Origin of the sequence: Bifidobacterium crudilactis, from assembly GCF_000738005.1 — a bacterium.
GTDB lineage: Bacteria > Actinomycetota > Actinomycetes > Actinomycetales > Bifidobacteriaceae > Bombiscardovia > Bombiscardovia crudilactis.
On sequence record NZ_JHAL01000002.1, the window covers coordinates 884,561 to 906,916 of the forward strand.

Here is a 22,356-nt window from a genome sequence, read left to right on the forward strand (position 1 = left end):
TTCAGCCCTTCTGCGCCTCGGCACGCAAGGATGCGAGAGCCGAATCGATGCTGTCCGCGTCACGACCGCCACCCTGGGCGAAATCGGCCTTGCCGCCGCCACCGCCGCCGAGCATCTTGGATGCGCCTCGGACGAGGTCACCTGCCTTGATGCCGAGTTTGCGTGCGGATTCGTTCGTGGCAGCGAGCACGACGGGACGTCCTTCCTCGCTGACACCTGCCAAAGCCACGACGACCGGCTGTTCATCACCGAGGCGAGCTCGTAGCTCACTCACCGTTTTGCGCAGGGCTTCGACGGAACCGAAGTGCCCGACATTCTTCACTGCAACGGTCACATGGCCATTGCCTGACTGTGCCTGCTCGATGATTGCAGGAATCGACTGAGACAACTGCTGTTCGTACATCGCCGCGATACGCCTGTCCGACTCTTTGAGCCGGCCAAGCAGCGCGGAGATTCGTGATTCGAGTTCGTCGGGACGCGCATTGAGCTTATCCGAAAGCTGTGAGACCAGGGCATGTTCACGGGCATTGAATTCGTATGCCCCCTGGCCCACCACGGCATCCACACGACGCACTCCGGTTCCGACGGATGCCTCCGAAAGAATCGACACCTGACCGATTTTGCCGACGTGGTCGACATGAGTGCCACCGCAGAGTTCACGGCTCCAGCCATCCTGACCGATGGTGACGACTCTGACGATGTCTCCGTACTTTTCGCCGAAGAGATGCATGGCGCCAAGTGCGATAGCATCGTCAAACTTCATTTCCTTGGTGGTGACCGACAGATTGTCGCGAAGTCGATCGTTCACACGGGCTTCGACCGTGTTCATCGCATCGGCGCTCGGAGCTCCGGACCATTGGAAATCGAAGCGTAGACGGTTCGGGGCGTCTTCGGAACCACGCTGGGTCGCCTGAGGCCCAAGCTCCTCACGAAGGGCTTTGTGGACCATATGTGTGGCGGTGTGCGACCGTGCGATGGCACCTCGACGTTGCGCATCTATGGTCGCGGTGACTTCTGAGCCGACGACCAAAGTGCCTTCGGTTATCCGGCACTGATGCACGGTAAGGCCCTTGATGGGATGCTGGACATCGTCCACATCCAATACGGCGCCTTCGTCCGACAGAATCTCACCCTGATCGGCCAGCTGACCGCCAGCCTGAGCGTAGAAGGGGGAACGGTCAAGAATTACCTCGACAAAAGCCGGTGCCGAGACCGCAGGAACCGCTCCCTTGCCTGATTCGATGATGCCCAGAACCCGGGAACGACTTGAAAAATCGGTGTATCCGAGGAATTCCAGGGGCTTGTCGAGCGTCTTCTTGAAGTCGTCGTAGACACTGAGATCCACGTTATGCCGCTTGCTGAGCGCATCCGCTCTTGCCCGCGACTTCTGCTCCGCCATCAGTTCGCGGAATTTCGCCTCATCGACCTCGACGCCTTGCTCCTCGGCCATTTCCAGAGTCAGCTCTATGGGGAAACCGTAGGTGTCGTGCAAGGTGAAGGCCTCGTCACCGCTGACAATCCCCTCGCCACCATCAACGCCGGATTTCTGGGCTTTCTTCACCGCAACATCCAGGATGCTCGTGCCCTTGTCGAGGGTCCTGCGGAATGATGCCTCCTCGCCATAGGCGGCGGCAGAGATATCCGGGAACAGCTCATTCAGTTCAGGGTAGCTCGGGCACATCGCCTCTTTGGAGACAGGGAACAGATGCGGCAGCACATCCTCCTGCACACCGAGCATGCGCATCGAACGAACGGACCGACGCAACAGCCTCCTGAGCACGTAGCCTCGTCCTTCGTTGCTGGGGCGCACACCGTCGCTCATAATCATCAGCGCGCTGCGAATGTGGTCCGCCACAACGCGGAAGCGGACGTCGTCGTCCTCGTTCTCCCCGTAACGACGGCCTGAAAGCTCTTCTGCGGCCTCGATAACCGGGTAGACCTCATCGGTCTCGTAGATGTTGTTCTTGTGCTGAAGCAGATAGGCCAGACGCTCAAGACCGGCACCGGTGTCGATGTTCTTGTGCTCCAGTTCACCAACGATATGCAGGTCGGTTTTGGATTTGACGTTGTCGACCTCGTAATTCTCGAAGACCAGATCCCAAATCTCGATGTATCGACTTTCGTCGGCAGCGGGGCCACCTTCCAGACCATATTCAGGTCCTCTGTCCACGTAGATTTCCGAGCAAGGCCCTCCGGGTCCGGGGCCTCCGGTGGTCCAGAAATTATCTTCCATGCCCATGATCTGCATATGCGCCGGGTCCATGCCCTCGTTGCGCCACAGCGCACGCGCTTCCTCATCATCGGTGTAGGTAGTCACCCAGAGGCTTTCCGGGTCAAATCCATAGCCTCCCTCATCCTGAGGGGTGGTCAGCAGCGTCCACGCGAAATGAATGGCTTCCTTTTTGAAATAGTCACCGAAAGAGAAGTTGCCGAGCATCTGGAAGAAGGTGCCATGACGCGTTGTTTTCCCAACCTCGTCGATGTCGAGGGTACGAACGCATTTCTGATTGCTGGCCATGCGCTTGCTGGGCGGTGTCTGTTCCCCCAGAAGATACGGGATGAACGGAACCATACCGGCGATAGTGAACAGCGTTGTCGGGTTCGGCGAAATCAACGATGCCGAAGGCACGACCATATGGCCCTGTTTGGCAAAAAAATCAAGATAGCGCTTGGCGATCTCTGAAGTGCGCATTCCTCTAGTAACTCCTTATGGCGTGCATTCGATTCTTGCTGTGAAGCGCCGATTGCAACGACGACGCTCACATGCTGACAATTACCTCATCTGGCGCTGGGCCGCAGGCCTGCGATTAGCGCGAGGCCGCAACGTACTGCTGGTTCAATTCAGCTTCGCGTGCCTTGCGTGTGGTCTGAAACTCGTCATACAGTCCGAGCACCGTCGATACCGCGACGTTATTGGTCTCACGGCCGAACACGAATTCCCTGGCACCGGCCGGGGTGTGAGCCTTGGCATACGAACGTGCCTTGCTGGCCGCGACCACACCGATGGAAAATCCTACCCCTACCCAAAACAGACGTTTGAACATCACTCCCCCTTGCCCTTATGTGAATCCGGAGTGGTGAAATTGGCCGGGTCCGGCACCCCCGCATTCGCCGTGGAGGATTTACGCCCTTTGAAAAAGGAGGTGGCCGTTGAACGGATGGCGAAGAACGCCGACGCAAGTTTGATTATCGGCTTGCCGAGCATGGAACCGTACAGGTCTGTGAGTGCACCCACATTCCCTGCGGTCGTGGATGCGGCGGCGGATATGCGGTTCACATCCTCCAAGGTCTTGTTCACCTGCTGAACCGTGGTGGTCGATTCATCAAGAGCAGGCATCGCATGCTCTCCGGTCTCCTTGACGGTATCTGCCAACTGATCGAACAACCGTCCAAGACGAATCAACGGATAAATCAGGAACCCGGCGAGCACCGCGAAGGCGATAGCTGCGATAAGACCCGCGATCTGGCCTATATCCATCTTCAACACCTCTTTCTAACCCCAGTCATGTTACCCGCTCAAGGCTACCACGCTGAGCCCGGGTCACGGCTCTGGCGAAATCCCCCGTTCTTATGCCGATGACTACTCGTTGTATCCCACGACTGTCAGCGCTTGGCCTATCTGCTGTGCGGTGTCGAATTCCAAGGTGGTCACGCTGCCGTTGCGCGGCCGTTCGCTGAGGTCGTAACCATCGGGTGCATAGCGGTGCATCAGGCTCAACAAGGTATTGCCGTGCGAAATCACCAGCACATCGTCACCGTCCGTCAATCGTCCGTTGGCTGCGATGACGGCGAAACCACCTTCTATGCGACGCCAATACTCGGCATCGGACTCCGCATCGTGAAAAGGATCGGCCTCATGCAGGAAGTCCCTGCTCGCCGACAGACCGTAGCGCTCGACGATGGCGTTGTACGTCCCCACACCATGAGGTGCACCAGCCGCCCACCAGGACGCAGCCATGTCCTGTCCTTCGAAGTAGCCGTAGCACTGTTCACGAAAATGCATATCCGCATGGACCTCGGGCTGACCATTGGCTGCACCTGCACCCGCAAGGTTGACTGAGAGAATCGTTCGCGCGGTGATTTCCGCACGTGTGGTATCGGAACAGTACGCCGCGGCAAAGGATACGTCGGCAAGTTTTTCGCCTGCTCTCCGGGCATCCTGCATTCCCTGAGAGGTGAGCGGAGAATTCGACCATCCTTGGAGTCGGTTGTATCTGTTGAACATCGTTTGCCCATGACGTACCAAGTGAAGATGAAGTAGCATACCGTCGATTATGGCACCATCGTCGTCTGGATGCCCCATAATGGTGCCATGGGTAGATTCTTCGGACGATGGTTCACATTGACAATCGCGGTAGGCGTGATGACCTGGCTGCTGCCCGGCATGATCGTCCAAGGCTCGAACACCTTTTTCTCCATAGCGAGTTTCGCACTCTTCATGGCCCTGATCAATGCTTCGGTCAAGCCGGTGGTACAGCTTCTAGCCTTGCCGTTGACCGTCATCACCTTCGGCCTGGCCGCGCTGATTTTGAATGTGATGTTCATGCAACTTGCTTCATGGCTTTCCATCACCGTGTTCAACGAAGGCATCTACATCGCCGGGTTCTGGTGGGCGGTGATCGGCAGCTTCATCATGATGGTCGTCGACGGCATCGTGGGCTCCATCATCCACGACTGATTGTTCACGACTGTCTGAGAGATAACTGCACTAAAAGGACAGCTTTTCGGAGGAATTATCACCACATTGCTGTCCTTTTAGTGCAGTTATGTCCTTCGAGCTCGATAACAGCGATGCGCCGCACGGGAATCCGTGCGGCGCATCGAAAAGCTTTCGAAAGTATCCGAATCAGCGGGCGTAGTACTCGACCACGTACTGGATGTTGACCTGCACCGGAATCTCTTCCGGTTCCGGCTTACGTGTCAGAGTGGCCTTCAAGGAAGCGAGATCCACATCAAGGTATCCGGGAACCGCGGGGAGCACGTCGCGGTGGACGCCTTCGGCTGCGATCTGGAAAGGTACCGTGGTCTGGCTCTTCGGCTTGACCTGGATGGTCTGTCCGGGACGGACGCGGTAGCTCGGGCGATCGACGATGTTGCCGTCGACCAGGATGTGACGGTGCACGACATACTGACGAGCCTGAGCCGTGGTACGGGCGATGCCTGCACGCAGCACGAGGTTGTCGAGACGAACCTCGAGATCCCTCAGCATGGCGTTGCCGGTCTGGCCTGCCTCGTGGGTGCCCTTCTCGTAAGCGGCGCGAAGCTGCTTCTCGGAAAGACCGAACTGAGCCCTCAAACGCTGCTTTTCACGCAGACGTACGGCGTAATCGGATTCGGTGCGACGACGAGTGCGGCCATGCTCACCAGGAGCATAGGGGCGCTTCTCGAAGATGCGCTGAGCCTTGGGAGTCAGAGCGATTCCCAGTGCTCGGGACAGGCGCACCTGACGGCGCGAACGCTGAACCTTAGTCATAAATTCATTCCTTTATTGCTGTCGTTATCTGAACGCAGGTGGTACAACCCACCGAGTCAGCCTCTCCAATGCTTCACCGTGCGATGCACGAGCGATGTTGCCACCGCCGACCCATTGACGGGCTAAGACTCCAGAAAGATGCCCACTTGTGCAGGCACCAGCGTTCAATCCTACACTAAGGTCCGTATCTTTCCGACACGGAGAACATTTTCCCTGATTCTGTCGTCTGCGCAGGGATTTCGGCCATCACGCGAGCATGAGCCCCGAAATCACTCACAGATACGCGGAGAGAGCCAAACATCCCTACAGCAAGCGCTGTGGTTCAGAGTTTTTCGATTGGAGCGACCCGCAACATCAGTCGTTTGACGCCATCCGAACCAAAGTCCACTGTGATGACCGAGTTTCGCCCCTTGTCCTGCAGTTCCACCACAGTGCCCAAGCCATAGCGGTCATGGGACACCTTGTCCCCGACGGAGAAATCCGCAATCTGATGCTCTTGCGGTGGCGGGACCTGAGCGGACGCCTTTTTGGCTGGCACCCTACGCGTAGTCACCGCGGCATGCTTGGAAGCCCTGCCACCGGCGCCACCGGAACTGCGATACCCCGACCCGGAACCATAACCCGAATACTTCCCCGAATACGTTCCACCGTGACCCGAAGAATACGAGGATGACGATGAGCGACGGTACGAGCCTCCCTCATGCGAGGAACGCGAAGAACCCCAACGTGACGTTGAGCCTGCCGCATTGCCGCCCAGACTCGCCGACGATCCGAATGAGGTGCCGAAGCCGTCGTCTTCGAAGCCTCCGAATTCATTGGCATCATCGGTCCAGTTGCTGCGCATGCGCTCCACACTGGATTCGCGGCGTTTCCAGTCGATAAGACCGTCAGGGATATCATCCAGGAACTGACTCGGCAGCATCTCACTCGCCTGCCCCCATTGCGCACGCACGGCGGCTCGCGTCAGATACAGCCGCTGCTTGGCACGTGTGATGCCCACATAGGCGAGCCTGCGCTCTTCGGCAAGCTCGGTGGTGTCCTCGAGACTGCGGGAGTGCGGGAAGGTTCCCTGCTCCATGCCGGTAAGGAACACCACGGGGTATTCCAGGCCTTTGGCGGTATGCAGCGTCATCAACGTTACCTTGCCGAAGTCCGCGCCCGAGTCAGGCAGCTGGTCGGAATCCGCGACCAAGGCCGTGGTCTCCATGAACGCCGACAGCGACGCATCCGGCGTGTTCTGCTCGAATTCGGCCGCGACCGACTGCAGCTGCGAGAGATTCTCGACTCTGGAGGCATCCTGCGGGTCGTCGGACTTGCGCAGCTCTTCCAACAGACCGGTCTGTTCGAGAACCTGCGCAACGATCAGGGAGGGCTTGGCATCATGCTCCTGTGCAAACGATGCGAGGCTGTTCATCAGGTCCCGGAAGGCCTTGAGCATCGTCGTGGTGCGGGTGGGCATGCCTTCTATGGATTCCAGATGGCTGACGCCGCTCCAGAAACTCACACCCTGCACCTGCGCGTACTGCGTCACCAACGCTTCAGCCCTGGCGCCCAGACCTCGCTTCGGCACATTGAGTATCCTGCGCATGTTGACGTCGTCATCGGGATTGGCCAAGGCCTGCATATAGGCCAGGGCGTCCTTGATTTCCCGGCGCTCGTAGAATTTCGTTCCACCGATGAGCTGGTACGGGATGCCCGCGTTGATCAGCGCCTCTTCGAGGGAACGAGACTGCGCATTCGCCCTGTACATGATTGCCATATCCGAGTAGTGAATCTCGTCTTCGGCGGCAAGCCTGGCGATTTCGTTCGTAATCCACGAGGCTTCCTGCTGGGCATTGTCCGCCGCGAATGCGGTGATTGGGCTCCCCTTGCCCAACGCCGTCCAAAGCTTCTTCGGTTTACGTCCCTCGTTCTTGGCGATCACTGCATTGGCGGCATCGAGAATGGTCTGCGTGGAGCGGTAGTTCTGCTCCAGCATGATCGTGGTCGCACTGGGGAAATCCTTTTCAAAATCCTGGATATTGCTGATATCCGCACCACGGAAGGCGTAGATGGACTGGTCGGAATCGCCGACGACGGTTATCCAGGCCGGGCCGTTCATGCCGGAAGCAACCGCAGTGGCCGACCGTCGAGAATCCGCGTCGATTCCTGCGAGCTCGCGAATCAGTTCATATTGAGCGTGATTCGTGTCCTGATACTCATCGACAAGAATGTAGCGGAACTTGTGGCGGTAATACTCGGCAACCAATGGGTCCGAACGCAGCAACTCGACGGTTCGGCCGATGAGATCGTCGAAGTCGACGGCATTGGCCTGAGCGAGCCGGTGCTGGTACTCGGCGTAGATCACCGCGTAGAGCTCCTCTACGTTCCCGAAGCGTCCGACCTGCTGACCCCGCTGCCCTGGTTTGTAATCGGGGGCATACTGCTTCAGCTGCCCCTGCCAATCCTGGAGATTGTTCTTGTAATCGGAAATGCGCGACAGTATCGCCCGAGGCGTGTAGCGCTTGAGGTCAATATTCAGATCGCTGCCGATGATCTTCACCAGACGTTCCGAGTCCGCCGAGTCGTAGATGGAGAAACCGGAACGCAAGCCGATGGATTTGCCGTCGCGCCTGAGAATGCGCACGCAGGCCGAATGGAATGTGGACACCCACATGCGTTGCGCGACGGGCCCTATAAGCGTGGACAGCCGCTCCCGCATTTCCGCCGCGGCCTTGTTGGTGAAGGTGATGGCCAGTATCTGACTTGGCCAGGCCCCGAACTGGCTCAGTATCCACGCTATTCTCCGGGTAAGCACACGGGTTTTGCCCGATCCCGCCCCTGCCCCTATCAGCAGGGCCGGTCCCCGGTGCTGAACTGCCTGCGCCTGCTGGTGATTGAGATCGCCAATCAAATCCTCTGCGCTACGTTGTATGAGATCTGGATCGACCGTCACAGTATGTTGTTCTCCTCGATTTGGCTGTTGTTGCCCATGCGACGCCCATTTGGCGATACCACTTGGCAGTGCTCCACTTACTCCCACTCGATTGTTGCCGGCGGCTTGGATGTCACGTCAAGGGCAACGCGGTTGATGCCGCGGCACTCGTTGGTGATGCGGGTCGAAATCACCGAGAGCACATCGTAAGGGACTCTGGACCAGTCGGCGGTCATCGCGTCCTCCGAACTCACAGGACGCAGAACGATAGGCGAGCCATAAGTCCGCTCGTCGCCTTGAACGCCCACTGAATGAACGTCGGCGAGCAGCACCACCGGGCACTGCCAGATGTCACGATCAAGACCGGCCTTGCTGAGCTCCTCGCGGGCGATGGCGTCCGCTTCGCGCAGCAGATCGAGCCGCTCCTGAGTGATCGCACCGATGATGCGAATACCCAGTCCCGGACCGGGGAACGGCTGCCGCCAGACGATGTCGTCGGGCAGACCCAATTCTGTGCCTATGGCGCGGACCTCATCCTTGAACAGTGTGCGCAAGGGCTCGACCAGCGAGAATTTCAGATCATCGGGCAGTCCTCCGACATTGTGGTGCGATTTGATATTCGCCGCACCATCACCGCCACCGGATTCCACGACATCCGGGTACAAGGTACCTTGCACGAGGAATTTGACCTCTTCGCCCTGTTCACCAGCCTTGCTGACGATGTCGCGCGCCGCCTTCTCAAAGGTGCGAATAAAGCGTTCGCCGATGATTTTCCGTTTGCGCTCGGGTTCGCTCACGCCGTCCAGAGCCTGAAGAAAATCCGCAGAGGCGTCGACCGCCACAAGACGAATCCCTGTGGCTTCGACGAAGTCCTTGCGAACCTGTTCCACCTCGCCCTTACGCAACAGACCATGGTCGACGAACACACATGTCAGCTGGTCTCCGACCGCCTTGTGCACCAACGCCGCAGCAACAGCCGAGTCGACTCCCCCCGACAACCCGCAGATGACCTGGTGATTGCCTATCTGAGCGCGAATCTTCGTAACCTGCTCTTCGATGATGCTGGAAGCATCCCAATGGGCCTCAATACCCGCACAGTCATGCAGGAAGGTCTCGATGAGGTTCTGGCCAAGCGGAGTATGACGGACCTCCGGGTGCCACTGCACTCCGTAGAGACCTCGCTCGGTATCCTGCATGGCGGCTACCGGCGCACCCTGCGTATGGGCGAGCACCTCAAAGCCTTCAGGCGCGCTTTCAACGGCGACGCCATGGCTCATCCAGGTGCTCTGTTCCTCGGGTGATCCTTCGAGAATGCCTTCAGCATGGTCTACGGCCGCGGGCGTCTTTCCGTATTCTCCCAGAGCGGCGCGGTCCACGGTGCCGCCCAGTTCATGCGCCATTACCTGGAATCCGTAGCAGATGCCCAGCACGGGAATCCCTGCATCGAATATCTTGGCATCTATGCCGGGAGCTCCCGGCTCGAACACCGAAGCCGGTCCTCCCGACAGGATAATCGCCTTGGGGTCCTTGGCGAGTATCTCGTCGACAGGCATCGAGTGCGGAACCAACTCCGAATACACATGAGCTTCACGCACCCGGCGTGCAATCAACTGCGCATACTGCGCACCGAAATCGACCACAAGTACGGGACCTTGTGCCATATATTCTCTCGCTTTCCTATGAGTCACGACGAATCGTCCACAGCGGCCGCATATGCGTCGGATACCGCACTGCGAGGCCCGGCAACCGGCAGCAAGGCCGCCGGCAATGAAAGGTCGGATCGAGGCTTTTCTGAATACGTCGATTATGTCTGCTGTTTTAGACATTCCGCTATGCCGCGAGTCAGCGGCTCCCCCGAATCGGTCCATGCCGGGACTCTTGCGCATCTTTCCCCCTGCCGCTGCACTGAGGAGCTCATGCAACCCGTGCAGTGCGGTATTCCCTCATCCGACACGCTCGATGCCCTTCTTTTGACACCGCATCAGAACAACGAAAATGTTCATTCGAACTTTATAGTGTCATTCCCCTAGACAATTTCATTCAGAGTCAAATCCTCAGAATTTCGCAAATTCGCTGTCGCAGCTGCAATATCGGGCATCTCGGGCCAAATCAAGCCGATGCAAAAGGTAACAGAATCTACAGTTTCCTTAACAACATCGAACAGACACGCAAAAAAGACTCCATAAGTCTGCTAGTCAAAGTAGCATGTTTAACGACTGGTGATGAGGGTTCCAAGAATCGGAAACGTTAGGCGGAACACTCACAACCGAACGAAAATAATCAATCGCACAACACAGTGCAGGAGTACAGGAGTATATATGACGAGTCCTGTTATTGGCACCCCTTGGAAGAAGCTGGATGCCCCAGTCTCCGACGAGACCCTGGAAGCCGTCGATAAGTATTGGCGTGCAGCCAATTACCTCTCCATTGGCCAGATTTACCTTCGTAGTAATCCACTGATGAAGGAACCGTTCACCCGCGAGGACGTTAAGCATCGTCTGGTCGGGCACTGGGGAACCACCCCGGGTCTGAACTTCTTGATCGGCCATATCAACCGTCTTATCGCCGACCACCAGCAGAACACGGTTATCATCATGGGCCCGGGCCACGGCGGTCCTGCCGGCACCTCCCAGTCCTACCTGGATGGAACCTACACCGAGTACTTCCCGAAGATCACCAAAGACGAAGCCGGTCTTCAGAAGTTCTTCCGTCAGTTCTCCTACCCGGGCGGCATTCCTTCCCATTTCGCACCCGAGACACCAGGCTCCATCCACGAAGGTGGAGAGCTGGGTTACGCCTTGTCACACGCCTACGGCGCCGTGATGAACAACCCGAGCCTGTTCGTTCCTGCCATCGTCGGTGACGGCGAAGCCGAAACCGGCCCTCTGGCCACCGGCTGGCAGTCCAACAAGCTGGTCAACCCGCGTACCGACGGCATCGTGCTGCCGATCCTGCATCTCAACGGCTACAAGATCGCCAACCCGACCATTCTTTCCCGCATCTCCGACGAAGAGCTTCACGAGTTCTTCCACGGCATGGGATACGAACCATATGAGTTCGTCGCAGGATTCGATGACGAGGACAGCCTCTCCATCCACCGTCGCTTCTCCGATCTCTTCGAGACCGTGTTCGACGAAATCTGCGAGATCAAGGCCACCGCGCAGACCGACGACATGACTCGTCCGTTCTACCCGATGATCATCTTCCGCACTCCCAAGGGCTGGACCTGCCCGAAGTTCATCGACGGCAAGAAGACCGAAGGCTCATGGCGCGCCCATCAGGTGCCGCTGGCTTCCGCCCGCGATACCGAGGCTCACTTCGAGGTCCTCAAGAACTGGCTGGAATCCTACAAGCCTGAAGAGCTCTTCGACGAGAACGGCACCGTTCGTTCCGACGTGCTGTCCTTCATGCCTGAAGGCGAGCTGCGTATCGGCGAGAACCCGAACGCCAACGGCGGTCGCATCCGCGAAGACCTGAAGCTCCCCGACCTTGACGACTACGCAGTACGCGAGGTCGAAGAGTACGGGCACGGCTGGGGACAGCTCGAGGCGACTCGTCGTCTCGGCGTCTACACCCGCGACATCATCAAGCTCAACCCGGATTCATTCCGTATCTTCGGGCCTGACGAAACCGCTTCGAACCGTCTCTCCGCCGCATACGAGGTCACCAGCAAGCAGTGGGATGCAGGTTATATCTCCGAGCAGGTCGACGAGAACATGAAGGTCACCGGTCAGGTCACCGAACAGCTCTCCGAGCACCAAATGGAAGGCTTCCTCGAGGGCTACCTCCTCACCGGCCGCCACGGCATCTGGAGCTCCTACGAGTCCTTCGTGCACGTCATCGACTCCATGCTCAACCAGCATGCGAAGTGGCTTGAGGCCACCGTGCGTGAGATTCCTTGGCGCAAGCCGATCTCCTCGGTGAACCTCCTGGTCAGCTCGCACGTATGGCGTCAGGATCACAATGGCTTCAGCCATCAGGATCCAGGCGTGATCGACATCCTGCTGAACAAGAACTTCAACAACGACCACGTTGTGGAGATCTACTTCCCAGCTGATTCGAACTTGCTGCTCGCCGTTTCCGAGCGTGCATACAAGTCCACGAACAAGATCAACGCCATCATCGCCGGCAAGCAGCCAGCAGCTACTTGGGTCTCCCTCGATGAAGCTCGCGCAGAGCTCGAGAAGGGGGCAGCCGAGTGGAAGTGGGCTTCCAACGTCAAGGACGGCGAGGACGTCGATATCGTGCTCGCAGCCGCAGGCGATGTTCCTACTCAGGAGCTCCTTGCTGCAGCTGACAAGCTGAACCAGCTTGGTGTGAAGTTCAGGTTCGTGAACGTTCTTGACCTGCTCAAGATCCAGAACGCCTCCGAGAACGACCAGGCCCTCAGCGATGCCGAGTTCACCGAACTCTTCAGCGCCGACAAGCCCGTCCTCTTCGCGTACCACTCCTATGCACGCGAGATTCGCGGACTCATCTGGGACCGTCCGAACCACGACAACTTCAACGTCCATGGCTACGAAGAGCAGGGCTCGACCACTACTCCGTACGACATGGTTCGCGTCAACAACATCGATCGTTACGAACTCACCGCCGAAGCACTGCGTGCAGTCGACGCGGAGAAGTTCGCTTCGAAGATCGATGAACTCGAGAAGTTCCGTACCGAGGCGTTCCAGTACGCAGTGGACAAGGGCTTCGATCACCCGGATTACACCGATTGGGTGTGGCCTGGCGTCAAGACCGAAATCCCAGGAGCCGTCACGGCTACTGCTGCAACCGCGGGCGACAACGAGTGATGTGAATCGCTGACTCTCCGAGTTGATTGAGGGTTCCGAACGGATTTCCGTTCGGAACCCTTTGTTATATTCGCCTGAATGGTGATTCGTATCACACAGGCGCACTACAATATGAGTTGCTAACCACAGAGCTGTCCAAGCAGCGATGAATTCACCGCAGTGCAGATGTAACGCCTGGTCAATACCTTGCGGTTGCAGATATTCGTTGCCGCTACACAGTCGTAGCAGCATGTCGTCCGAATGGAGAGATCATTGAGTTTCCGCAGTGTATCCATACTCAGTCCAGAATCGGCCAATGGTCGCAATGTCGTCGCCTTGGGAGTCGCCGATGCCTTCGCGCGTCACGGTTCGACCACGATATTCCGCCCTTCAGCAGCAAGTAAGGATCCTTTCACGCGGATTCTGCTGGACACCGCCGATTCAGCCATTCCACTTGACGACTCCATAGGCGTCAGCCCCGAAGTCTTCCGCTCGCACGAGATGTCCATGCGTGCGGACATCGTCGCGAGGTATCACCACATCATCGATGCGAGAACGCTTGACAGCACGGTGATCGTCGGCACCGACAAGTCGCCCATCACGGACCCCGAGGAGTTCAGTCTCAACGCCAAAATCGCCGCCGACCTCCAATCCCCGGTTTTTCTGGCCGTATGCACGCTTCACCGCAATCCCGCCGAGCTGCTCGCAACCGTACATGCCTGCGAGGAGGCCGTTGACGAAGCAGGTTCGAAGGTTCTGGGACTGTTCGTGACAGGATGCTCACCTGAACGGCGCGAAGACACACTGAACGGTTTGCGCGAACTCCCCTATCAGGTATGGACGGTACCTCCGCAAACGGTCGACCCGCAGAGCGAAGACACGATTCGGCAGTCACTGGAAAGTTTCAGGCAACAGGTGCCTGCAGACGAACTGATTCAGGCAAGCGAAGAGGACTGGAACATCCCGGTCACACCTCTGCAGTTCCAATATTCTCTATTGCACCAGGCAAAGGCCCATCATAAGACCATCGTTCTGCCCGAAGGCGAGGAGGACCGCATCATCCAGGCGGCGGACTTCCTGCTTGCCCGCGACATCGTCGATCTCATCATCGTCGGGGAACGCGAGTCGATACTCGAAAGAGGTGACGCTCTCGGTCTGACGCAGCTGCACAAGGCGAGCTTCCAATCACCGCACGAGGAGGAGCTGCTCGCCCAGATGACTACAGAACTATGCAGACTGCGCAGCAAGAAAGGCATGACCGAAGAGCAGGCACGCAAGACGCTCCAGGACGCCTCGTATTTCGGCACCATGCTGGTGGTGCTGGGCAAGGCGGACGGCCTGGTCTCTGGCTCGATAAACTCCACCGCAAACACCGTTCGCCCGGCTTTGCAGGCAATCAAGACCAAACCCGGCTCGTCATTGGTTTCAGGGGCCTTCCTGATGTGCTTCGACACCCACGTCGCACTGTTCGCCGACTGCGCCATCAATCCGAATCCCAACGCCCAGTGCCTTGCCGAAATCGCCATCCAGTCCGCGCAGACGGCGCAATCATTCGACATCGAACCCCGTATCGGAATGCTGTCGTATTCGACGCTCGGTTCGGGCAAGGGCCCGGATGTGGAACTCGTCGAGGAAGCCACCAAACTGCTGCGTGAGCAGGCACCCGAACTCCAGGTGGTTGGTCCGATCCAATTCGATGCCGCATGGTCGCCACAGGTCGCCGCAAGCAAGGCCCAGGGAGACCCCGTTGCCGGCAGAGTCAATGTCTTCGTATTCCCCGACCTCTCCGCCGGGAACATCGCATACAAGGCCGTCCAACGCTCATCAGGGGCGCTTGCGGTCGGACCCGTGCTGCAAGGACTGAACAAACCGGTCAACGATCTGTCACGTGGCGCAATGGTGCAGGACATCATCAATACCGTTGCTCTCACAGCCGCTCAGGCAGACTGATACCGCATTCCACAGCACTGTTTTGTAAGCCCCCGAGAGTAATCTCGCAACAGTAGGGAGCGTTCGCTCCAGTGTCATATCAACAGGAGGAAGCCATAATGGCGAAAACCGTCCTAGTCATCAATTCGGGCTCTAGCTCAATCAAGTATCAACTCGTCGATCTTGAATCAGGCGAAGGTCTCGCTTCCGGTCTTGTCGAAAAAATCGGCGAACCGTCAGACGGCCATTACAAGCATGAATACAACGGCGAAAAGCATGAGCTTGAGGAGCCGATTCCCGACCATGAAGTCGGTCTCAAACGAGTTCTGGAATTCTTCGAAGAGTACGGGCCAAGCATCCAGGAGGCGGGCATCGTCGCCGTTGGCCACCGTGTGGTCCAGGGAGGTTCGGTCTTCCCCAAGCCAGCTCTGGTAACCGATAAAACCATCGCACAGGTCAAGAACCTTGCAGTGCTCGCACCTCTGCACAACGGCCCCGAGGCAGTCGGCGCCGAAGTCATGCGCTCGCTGCTGCCCGACACGCCACAGGTCTTCGTATTCGACAGCTCCTTCTTCTTCGATTTGCCCAAGGCAGTCAGCACCTATGCTCTGAACAAGGACATCGCGGACGAATACCACATCCGACGCTACGGAGCCCACGGCACCAGCCACCAGTACGTCGGCTCATTGGTTCCTGAACTGATCGGCAAGCCGGCCGAAGGCCTCAAGCAAATCGTTCTGCACATCGGCAACGGCGCATCGGCCTCCGCCCAGATCTCTGGCAAGCCGGTGGAGACCTCGATGGGCCTCACGCCGCTCGAAGGTCTGGTCATGGGCGGACGCACCGGAGACATCGATCCCGCCGTCGTCTTCCATCTGATTCGCAACGCCCACATGAACGTGGACGAGCTGGACACGCTGTTCAACAAGCGTTCCGGTCTGACCGGCCTGACCGGTCACGGCGATATGCGCGAGATTCACCGCATGATTGCGGAGGGCGACGAGAACGCCAAGCTCGCGCTGGACATCTATGTGCATCGCATTGTCGGCTATATCGGCAACTATGTCGCTCAGATGGGCGGCGTGGACGTTATCACCTTCACCGCAGGTGTTGGCGAGAACGACGAAGTCGTGCGCAGAGAGGTCGCCAAGAAGCTTGCTCCATTCGGTGTGAAGATTGACCTTGAGAAGAACGACATCCGCTCCAAGGAGCCGCGCATCATCTCGACGCCTGACAGCAGCATCGCCATCTGCATCATTCCGACGAACGAGGAGCTTTCCATCGCCCGTCAATCAGAGGTCATCGCCCGAGAAGGCGACTCATACGGCAACGTGTTCGCCAAGTAGTGACGCAACGCCTATGACCTGCAGATAAGCGGTCATCGTTTCGGCCTCCCGCTCTTATGAGATGAGCGGGAGGCCGAAACGTATTCTGCTTGGCGGTACTCCGAACAGTGGCCATTCAGGAAAAAGATACCTGCATCACAAGGACAGAATCCACGTAATTCTTCGGAAGAGCTGGCCTTGTGATGCAGGTATCGTATTCGGGGCTTAACTGTTCAGCGCATCAAGGACGGTCTGATGAATCAAGCCGTTGCTGGCCAGGCCGTTGCCACCCCAGGGCCCGGGATTGCCGTTCAAATCCGTGAATCTGCCGCCTGCTTCGACAACCACCGGCACCAGGGCTGCCATATCGTACAAGTCGAGTTCAGGCTCTGCGGCGACATCCACAGCTCCTTGGGCGACCAGCATATACTGCCAGAAATCACCGAAACCACGCAGCCGCCACATACCATCCGTCAGAGTTATCAGACTATCCCTGTCGCCTCGCTCTTTCCACCCCGTCAACGATGACAGCGACATGGAGGCATCGGCGATATCCGCAACACCGGAGACGTGCAGACGGACCGCATGCTCCGGGTTCTCCCCCATGTATGCGCCGCCATCTTTGACGGCGAACCAGCGATTGTGCAGCATCGGAGACGACACCACGCCGACCACGATGTCGTCACCGTCTTGAAGACCAATCAGCGTGGCCCACACCGGTACACCGCGAACAAAGTTCTTGGTGCCGTCGATGGGGTCAATTATCCAACGCCTGCCCGTTGATTCGGCCTTCCCGAGCTCTTCGCCATAGATACTGTCATCCGGCCTGCTCTCTCCCAGCATCGTACGTATCAGGCCCTCCGTCGCCCTGTCAGCGTCCGTGACCGGCGTATGGTCGGGCTTGTCCTGTACCCGCAGGTCCATGGCTCCGAAACGATGGGAGGTGAGCTGGTCGGCTGCATCGGCCATCTCCAATGCGAGCAGCAGATCGTCATAGTGCGGGTTGCCCTTCAATTCCTGCGTGAAGGATTGCTCGTCGTAAACCGTTTTCGCCACCATTGAGGCGCCGCCTTTCAATTCTTGACATCCAGCAGGGAATGCCACATATCCACGAACTCCGGAAGGGTTTTGCTTGTCGTGCCGATATCGTCCACGGTGATGCCATGGACTCGTAGACCCAGCATCGCCGCAAAGGTCGCCATGCGGTGGTCCGCATAGCTCCGAAGCTCGGCAGGATGCAGACTCTCCTGAGGCACGGGCGTAATCGCAATACCCTCTGGCAGCTCTTCGGCATGACCGCCGATACGGTTGATTTCCTCAACCAGCGCTGCAAGGCGATTCGTCTCGTGGCCTCTGAGATGCCCGATGCCGAGCATACGTGTGGGAGCATCGGCAAACACCAGCAAGGCTGCAAGCGAAGGGGCTATCTCCCCTGCTGCGGACAAATCGAAATCTCCCAGCCCGTGAATGGTGCCGTCGGAAGTGACCTTGCACAGCAACTGCCCCTGGTCCGGAATCATTTCCACCTTCGCCCCCAGAGACTGCAGGTATCCGGGAAGGAGACCTCCGGGCTGGGTGGTGTGCTCAGGCCAATGAGGAACCTCCACGCTGCCGCCGGCAAGAAGCGCGGCACCGAGGAAAGGAGCCGCATTCGACAGGTCGGGTTCAATGCCGACGATGAAGGGCAACTGGACAGGCCCCGGTTCGACAAGCCATTCACGCTGATATTCATGGGCTTTTATCTGCACGCCGGCGTGTTTCACGTCATCGACGGTCATGCGGATGTGCGGAAGGCTCGGAAGTCTCTTTCCGGTGTGTTTGAGAATAATGCCGTGAGGAAAGGTCGATGCTGTCAGCAGCAATCCTGATATGAATTGCGACGAGGCTGAGGCGTCAATGCTGATTTTTCCTGAATTCCAGTGTTGTGGAGGTGTAAGTGTGAACGGCAGATACCCCTGCTGCCCGTGAAAGACGATGTCTGCACCAAGCTGTCGCAAACCGTCGAGCAACGGGGCCATCGGCCGTTGATATGCCTGGCTGTCCCCGTCGAAGGTCACCGGACCGTCCGCGCTCATGGCGAGCCCGGGGACGAACCGCATCACGGTTCCTGCAAGACCGCAATCTATGGTGACATTTCCCTGGTAACGACCATCACTGGGAGCTTCGACTCTGACCGTGGTCGGGTCGGAGTGATTCGCAGTGATTCGAACACCAAGGGTTTCCAAAGCGCTGATCATCAACTCGGTGTCGCGCGAGCGCAACAGTCCCCGCAACTCGACGCTTTTGCGGCCTGCTGCCGCGAGCACGAGGTATCGGTTCGACAAGGACTTGCTGCCCGGTATGGGGACGTTGGCGTTCAGCGGACCGACGGGCTCCGGAGCCTGCCATGCTGCGCTGTTGCTTGAGTCTGTTGTCATACCTGACATGGTATCCGTTCTCCACGATTTTGGGTCGCCGGATTTCAGGAAACAGATTTCAGGAAACATTGTCCTGACGCCAGCTGTGAATGGCGTGCATTCCCCGTGCTACTGGTCCGCCGAAAGTCTCGATTCGACCATAACCGGGTCGTCGCCGTCGACATGACCGGACGCGCTCTGTATGAAGACCAGCTGGGCCTGAACACGGTCTGCTTCGATTGCCGCGATCTGCCTGGAAAACACGATGAACCAACCGAGGAACATCAGTCCGGCCAGAGCCTCCACATTGGTCAGGGTATTCGCGCCTTCAAGCCATATGACTCCTGCTGCCGCGCATAGCACTATCGCCAGGTCGGATATCACATACATCGCCTTCGACAATTGCGGAGCAAGCCACGGCAACCCTATCAGCAGTATGCACATCAGCCCTGGGAGCCCCCTGGCGAAGACATTGTGCAGTATCGGATGGGGCGAATATCTGAAGCTGCCTATGCCGATGAAGGCAATCCCCGAACAGACCAGCAGCACCGATAGCAGTGTGGTGCGAAGCCTGAAATGATGTACTTCACCAGAGGCTTGAGGAAGATCATCGATTTTAGGGGCGGGCCTGTGGGAGGCCGACCATGCCAGGCGCATCCTATGGGTCGCTCTCAACTCGGAAATCGCGAAGTAACTGATGATGATGATGCACACGCCTGCGAGAATCAATGTGGAGTTGAACATTCTCGCCGCAAAGGTGGTGCGGTCCCCCAGCTGCGAGAAATTATTGTGCCACCAATACGGGTCGTCCGTGGTCAGCCCTGCCGTGGAGACACCGGCCATGACGAATAGCGGCAGCAAGGACGCGATGGTTTTCGCGTCCATCAGGTCGGCCTGCACGAAAGTGATGTACCCGGCGATTCCGGCGAAAATGCCGCACACCCATGGGATGTATCCACTGAAAATCCGTACGCCCATCATGTCGTTCATGATGGCGAGGATGGCGTAAATCGAGAGGAATATCGTCGCCGCATACACCACGGACAAGGCGATAATCTCAAACACACGCCTGATGGGAACCCACCACCCATTGCCCCCGCTGAGGGAACGGGAACGTCTTGAATACCCCACGATAAAGGACAGAACCCCGCATATGGCCACTGCCGCCGAACCTACGATGAACACACGTCTGGTAACCAGCCATATCGCCGGAGCATTATCCATATAGAGCGTCATTGAAACCGCAGCGACCATCAGACAAAGTATGAAGGAAATCAAACCGGACGTCTCGGCACGTTGATGCCGCCCCATATGCCCTCCTCCGATTGTTCACCGCTCCCCCGATTCTAGCCGCAACACGCTACGGGTATTTATGGGTTACAATATTATCTTGTGCTTGCAGCGCAGCTTCTTCGTGGAGCTCGCAGCGAGACACCGAGGTCTTCGGACATCGGGCCGTAGCGCAGCTTGGTAGCGCGCCTGCTTTGGGAGCAGGATGTCGCAGGTTCAAATCCTGTCGGCCCGACCATTGAGGTCTTATTCAAGCTTATGACATTATTAAACCCCGTACTGGGGGCGTTGTCACTGTCCGCGTTCTCTCTATCTGACATGTCTGTGATTCCTTGAACACCTTGTGGTTGTTCAGGTGGTTTAAGGATTTGTGAGCTGTTTTTCGTTTGCGTACTGGAATGCTTGGGTATTGGTGTGGTTGATGATGCGTGGTAGATGATGTCAAATGGGGTGTTGTAGCTGCCAATGGTGAGTACTGGGTTTTGCAGGGTTTCCGGGTTCACATAGATCTTGTTGAAAAATATTTGGTTGAGCGTTCGTTTAATCATGTCGTCTGCTAGGCGATATGCCTTGCCGCAATATTGAGCGAAATCCAGTGCTTGCGTAATGAGGAGTTCTTGATCGCCGAGATCTGTTGTGAGAGCGTCAAGGCGCTGTTTGATGTGGTTGAGTTCGGTGGTAGGGTTTTTCCTGTTCTTCTCGCATGATTTCGATGGGTATGGCGTTCTCGTAATGTGCTTCGAGGTAGTTTTCGTTGTTTGGCTTCGATTTTGCGTTTGGTTTCGGATAGTTGTGAATGTTCAATCCGCGTTTCAGATTGTTGCTTGTGTAGCTCATCTCGCAATGATTGTTCCAATCGTTTGCGGTATGCGGGGCTGAGTTGGATGTGGTCGTAGAGTTTCTGGATTTCTTCTTCGATTCGGTAGATCATGGTTGCCTTGAATTTGCAATGGTTTTTACGGGTGTGTCTTCCCAGACAGATGAAGTAATCGTAGTGGTTGCCTTGGCTGTTCTTGGTTTGAATGAAGAGGAGTCTGTGTCCGCATTGTCCGCAGTATGCGGTGCTTTTCAGATAGTGTGGGTGTACGCGGGTGCGTTCACCGATAAGGTGTGAATTCAGTATTGTTTGGACATTGTTAAATGTTGCGGTGCTGACAATCGCTGTGTGGGTGCCCGGATATTCAACACCTTGATAGGTGACGATGCCTGTGTAGTACGGGTTATGGAGAATTACTTGGAGTTTGGACTGGGTGAGGTTTTTGCTGTTTTGTCGTGTGGTTTTCACGGTTGTCAACCCTCGGTTGGTGAGTTCTTCGCTTAAGGTTTTGAGTGTCCATTGTCCGGTGGCGTATTGTTCGAATGCCCAGGTGATGAGTGGAGCGCGTTCTGGGTCTTTTCTTACGGTGCGGTTTTCTCGTCCGTTGACGATTTCGCGCACGTTGAGGTATCCGATGGGTGCTCGTCCGACAGATCCGCCGTTTTTGACTTTCTCGCTCATGCCTTTCTTGACTTTGTTGCTGAGGTTTTTGGAGTAGAACTCGGCGATGCTGCTCATGATGCCGTGTACGAGTACTCCTGAGGGGGTTTGGTCGATGTTTTCGGAGGTGGAAATTGTATGCCTAGCTGGTCGAGGATTTGGTTGATTGCCACATCGTCGGCGCGGTTGCGTGCTAGTCTGTCGATTTGGTGCACGATGAGGTAGTCGATGTCGGTGTTCTCGTCTTTGAGGTAGGCGATCATTTCTTTGAGGACTGGTCGGTTGATGCTGGTGCCTGATTCCCCGGGGTCGATGAATTCTTTGACGATGAAAGCACCAAGTGATTGTGCTTTTCCTGGTTCGCTTCACGCTGTGCTGGCAGACTGAATCCTTCGTCTCGTCCTCCTCGTTCGGCTTATTGCCGAGTGGAAACGCGCAGGTACATGACTGCACCTTTTGGAGTGAATATGTCCACCAACGGGTCGCCAGCGTTGGTTTGTTTGTTGCCTTGTTGTTGTGTCGTATTCATGTGTCTATTACCGCTCCTTTCGGCGAATTAGTCCAGCGGATTATCCATTGTTTCGGCTGGTTTTCCCACAGGCAGTGGGCTTTATACGGCAGGGAAGGTTGCGTTGTCTGCTCGATTGTGTTGCAGTAGTTCGGTCGGGTGGCGGTCGATATTGACTTGTACACATGGTATTGGTGTCGAATGTGACTGCCAGGACTTCGATCAGGTCATTGATATGGACTGGTTTTTGTTCCTGATTTTCCCTAGAT

At 57.1% G+C, this 22,356-nt stretch carries 16 protein-coding genes and 1 tRNA gene; 5 read left to right on the forward strand and 12 right to left on the reverse strand.

Annotated elements, in window-relative coordinates:
• Position 1: 1 nt before the first annotated feature.
• From alaS to DB51_RS06005, 4 genes are all read right to left on the reverse strand, one after another.
• Positions 2-2,692, reverse strand: a complete 2,691-nt coding sequence (gene alaS / locus DB51_RS05990) for an alanine--tRNA ligase (RefSeq protein ID WP_034252545.1) — start codon at positions 2,690-2,692, stop codon at positions 2-4.
• Positions 2,693-2,807: 115 nt separating this feature from the next.
• The gene (locus DB51_RS05995) at positions 2,808-3,044 is read right to left on the reverse strand and encodes a hypothetical protein (RefSeq protein WP_034252546.1); all 237 of its coding nucleotides are present in this window, start codon (positions 3,042-3,044) and stop codon (positions 2,808-2,810) included.
• Positions 3,044-3,478, reverse strand: coding sequence for a DUF948 domain-containing protein (locus DB51_RS06000; protein ID WP_051867326.1), 435 nt, complete (start codon positions 3,476-3,478; stop codon positions 3,044-3,046). The genes DB51_RS05995 and DB51_RS06000 overlap by 1 nt, the downstream gene beginning before the upstream one ends.
• A gap of 102 nt (positions 3,479-3,580) precedes the next feature.
• Positions 3,581-4,264, reverse strand: coding sequence for a histidine phosphatase family protein (locus DB51_RS06005; protein WP_034253981.1), 684 nt, complete (start codon positions 4,262-4,264; stop codon positions 3,581-3,583).
• A 48-nt stretch (positions 4,265-4,312) separates the two neighbouring features.
• Here DB51_RS06005 and DB51_RS06010 point away from each other — a divergent pair, with 48 nt between their 5' ends.
• Positions 4,313-4,678, forward strand: a complete 366-nt coding sequence (locus DB51_RS06010; RefSeq protein ID WP_034252548.1) for a phage holin family protein — start codon at positions 4,313-4,315, stop codon at positions 4,676-4,678.
• Between the two features lie 168 nt (positions 4,679-4,846).
• On the opposite strand, the gene rpsD is transcribed toward DB51_RS06010, so the two are convergent.
• The 3 genes from rpsD to guaA all read right to left on the reverse strand — a co-directional run bounded on the left by rpsD (position 4,847) and on the right by guaA (position 10,048).
• Positions 4,847-5,473: a 30S ribosomal protein S4 gene (rpsD, locus tag DB51_RS06015; RefSeq protein ID WP_034252550.1), complete on the reverse strand. Its 627-nt coding sequence runs from the start codon at positions 5,471-5,473 to the stop codon at positions 4,847-4,849.
• 322 nt (positions 5,474-5,795) lie between these two features.
• Positions 5,796-8,408 carry a UvrD-helicase domain-containing protein gene (locus tag DB51_RS06020; RefSeq protein WP_034252553.1) on the reverse strand — a complete coding sequence of 871 codons (2,613 nt, stop codon included), beginning with the start codon at positions 8,406-8,408 and terminating at the stop codon, positions 5,796-5,798.
• Positions 8,409-8,485: 77 nt separating this feature from the next.
• Positions 8,486-10,048, reverse strand: a complete 1,563-nt coding sequence (gene guaA, locus DB51_RS06025; RefSeq protein ID WP_034252555.1) for a glutamine-hydrolyzing GMP synthase — start codon at positions 10,046-10,048, stop codon at positions 8,486-8,488.
• A gap of 657 nt (positions 10,049-10,705) precedes the next feature.
• On the opposite strand from guaA, the gene DB51_RS06030 reads away from it, so the two are divergent.
• The 3 genes from DB51_RS06030 (at position 10,706) to DB51_RS06040 (ending at position 16,437) form a co-directional block, all read left to right on the forward strand.
• Positions 10,706-13,183, forward strand: a complete 2,478-nt coding sequence (locus DB51_RS06030; RefSeq protein ID WP_034252558.1) for a phosphoketolase — start codon at positions 10,706-10,708, stop codon at positions 13,181-13,183.
• Positions 13,184-13,423: 240 nt separating this feature from the next.
• Positions 13,424-15,112, forward strand: coding sequence for a phosphate acetyltransferase (pta, locus tag DB51_RS06035; RefSeq protein WP_034252561.1), 1,689 nt, complete (start codon positions 13,424-13,426; stop codon positions 15,110-15,112).
• A 98-nt stretch (positions 15,113-15,210) separates the two neighbouring features.
• Positions 15,211-16,437 carry an acetate/propionate family kinase gene (locus DB51_RS06040; RefSeq protein ID WP_034252564.1) on the forward strand — a complete coding sequence of 409 codons (1,227 nt, stop codon included), beginning with the start codon at positions 15,211-15,213 and terminating at the stop codon, positions 16,435-16,437.
• Between the two features lie 204 nt (positions 16,438-16,641).
• Here the strand turns inward: DB51_RS06040 and hisN are convergent, their stop codons facing one another.
• The 3 genes from hisN to DB51_RS06055 form a co-directional block, all read right to left on the reverse strand.
• Positions 16,642-17,475: a histidinol-phosphatase gene (gene hisN, locus DB51_RS06045; protein ID WP_051867327.1), complete on the reverse strand. Its 834-nt coding sequence runs from the start codon at positions 17,473-17,475 to the stop codon at positions 16,642-16,644.
• 14 nt (positions 17,476-17,489) lie between these two features.
• Positions 17,490-18,833: a 3-phosphoshikimate 1-carboxyvinyltransferase gene (gene aroA, locus DB51_RS06050; RefSeq protein ID WP_034253986.1), complete on the reverse strand. Its 1,344-nt coding sequence runs from the start codon at positions 18,831-18,833 to the stop codon at positions 17,490-17,492.
• A 108-nt stretch (positions 18,834-18,941) separates the two neighbouring features.
• Positions 18,942-20,123, reverse strand: a complete 1,182-nt coding sequence (locus DB51_RS06055; protein ID WP_034252566.1) for a hypothetical protein — start codon at positions 20,121-20,123, stop codon at positions 18,942-18,944.
• A 140-nt stretch (positions 20,124-20,263) separates the two neighbouring features.
• Between DB51_RS06055 and DB51_RS06060 the strand changes: the two genes are divergently transcribed.
• Positions 20,264-20,340, forward strand: a tRNA-Pro gene (locus DB51_RS06060).
• A 318-nt stretch (positions 20,341-20,658) separates the two neighbouring features.
• On the opposite strand, the gene DB51_RS06065 is transcribed toward DB51_RS06060, so the two are convergent.
• Positions 20,659-21,657, reverse strand: a complete 999-nt coding sequence (locus DB51_RS06065) for a recombinase family protein (RefSeq protein ID WP_051867328.1) — start codon at positions 21,655-21,657, stop codon at positions 20,659-20,661.
• Positions 21,654-21,908 (reverse strand): recombinase family protein, encoded by a 255-nt coding sequence (locus tag DB51_RS09810; protein ID WP_084674586.1) that lies wholly within the window; start codon positions 21,906-21,908, stop codon positions 21,654-21,656. The genes DB51_RS06065 and DB51_RS09810 overlap by 4 nt, the downstream gene beginning before the upstream one ends.
• Positions 21,909-22,356: the final 448 nt, after the last annotated feature.

Excerpts from the sequence above, each read along its gene's own strand:
- DB51_RS05995 (WP_034252546.1), bottom strand. The coding sequence starts at position 3,044 with ATGTTCAAACGTCTGTTTTGGGTAGGGGTAGGATTTTCCATCGGTGTG.
- DB51_RS06000 (WP_051867326.1), bottom strand. The coding sequence starts at position 3,478 with ATGGATATAGGCCAGATCGCGGGTCTTATCGCAGCTATCGCCTTCGCG.
- DB51_RS06055 (WP_034252566.1), bottom strand. The coding sequence starts at position 20,123 with ATGGGGCGGCATCAACGTGCCGAGACGTCCGGTTTGATTTCCTTCATA.
- DB51_RS06030 (WP_034252558.1), top strand. The coding sequence starts at position 10,706 with ATGACGAGTCCTGTTATTGGCACCCCTTGGAAGAAGCTGGATGCCCCA.
- DB51_RS06005 (WP_034253981.1), bottom strand. The coding sequence starts at position 4,264 with ATGCTACTTCATCTTCACTTGGTACGTCATGGGCAAACGATGTTCAAC.
- DB51_RS06040 (WP_034252564.1), top strand. The coding sequence starts at position 15,211 with ATGGCGAAAACCGTCCTAGTCATCAATTCGGGCTCTAGCTCAATCAAG.
- pta (WP_034252561.1), top strand. The coding sequence starts at position 13,424 with ATGGAGAGATCATTGAGTTTCCGCAGTGTATCCATACTCAGTCCAGAA.
- hisN (WP_051867327.1), bottom strand. The coding sequence starts at position 17,475 with ATGGTGGCGAAAACGGTTTACGACGAGCAATCCTTCACGCAGGAATTG.
- aroA (WP_034253986.1), bottom strand. The coding sequence starts at position 18,833 with ATGACAACAGACTCAAGCAACAGCGCAGCATGGCAGGCTCCGGAGCCC.
- guaA (WP_034252555.1), bottom strand. The coding sequence starts at position 10,048 with ATGGCACAAGGTCCCGTACTTGTGGTCGATTTCGGTGCGCAGTATGCG.
- DB51_RS06065 (WP_051867328.1), bottom strand. The coding sequence starts at position 21,657 with ATGAGCAGCATCGCCGAGTTCTACTCCAAAAACCTCAGCAACAAAGTC.
- alaS (WP_034252545.1), bottom strand. The coding sequence starts at position 2,692 with ATGCGCACTTCAGAGATCGCCAAGCGCTATCTTGATTTTTTTGCCAAA.
- DB51_RS06010 (WP_034252548.1), top strand. The coding sequence starts at position 4,313 with ATGGGTAGATTCTTCGGACGATGGTTCACATTGACAATCGCGGTAGGC.
- rpsD (WP_034252550.1), bottom strand. The coding sequence starts at position 5,473 with ATGACTAAGGTTCAGCGTTCGCGCCGTCAGGTGCGCCTGTCCCGAGCA.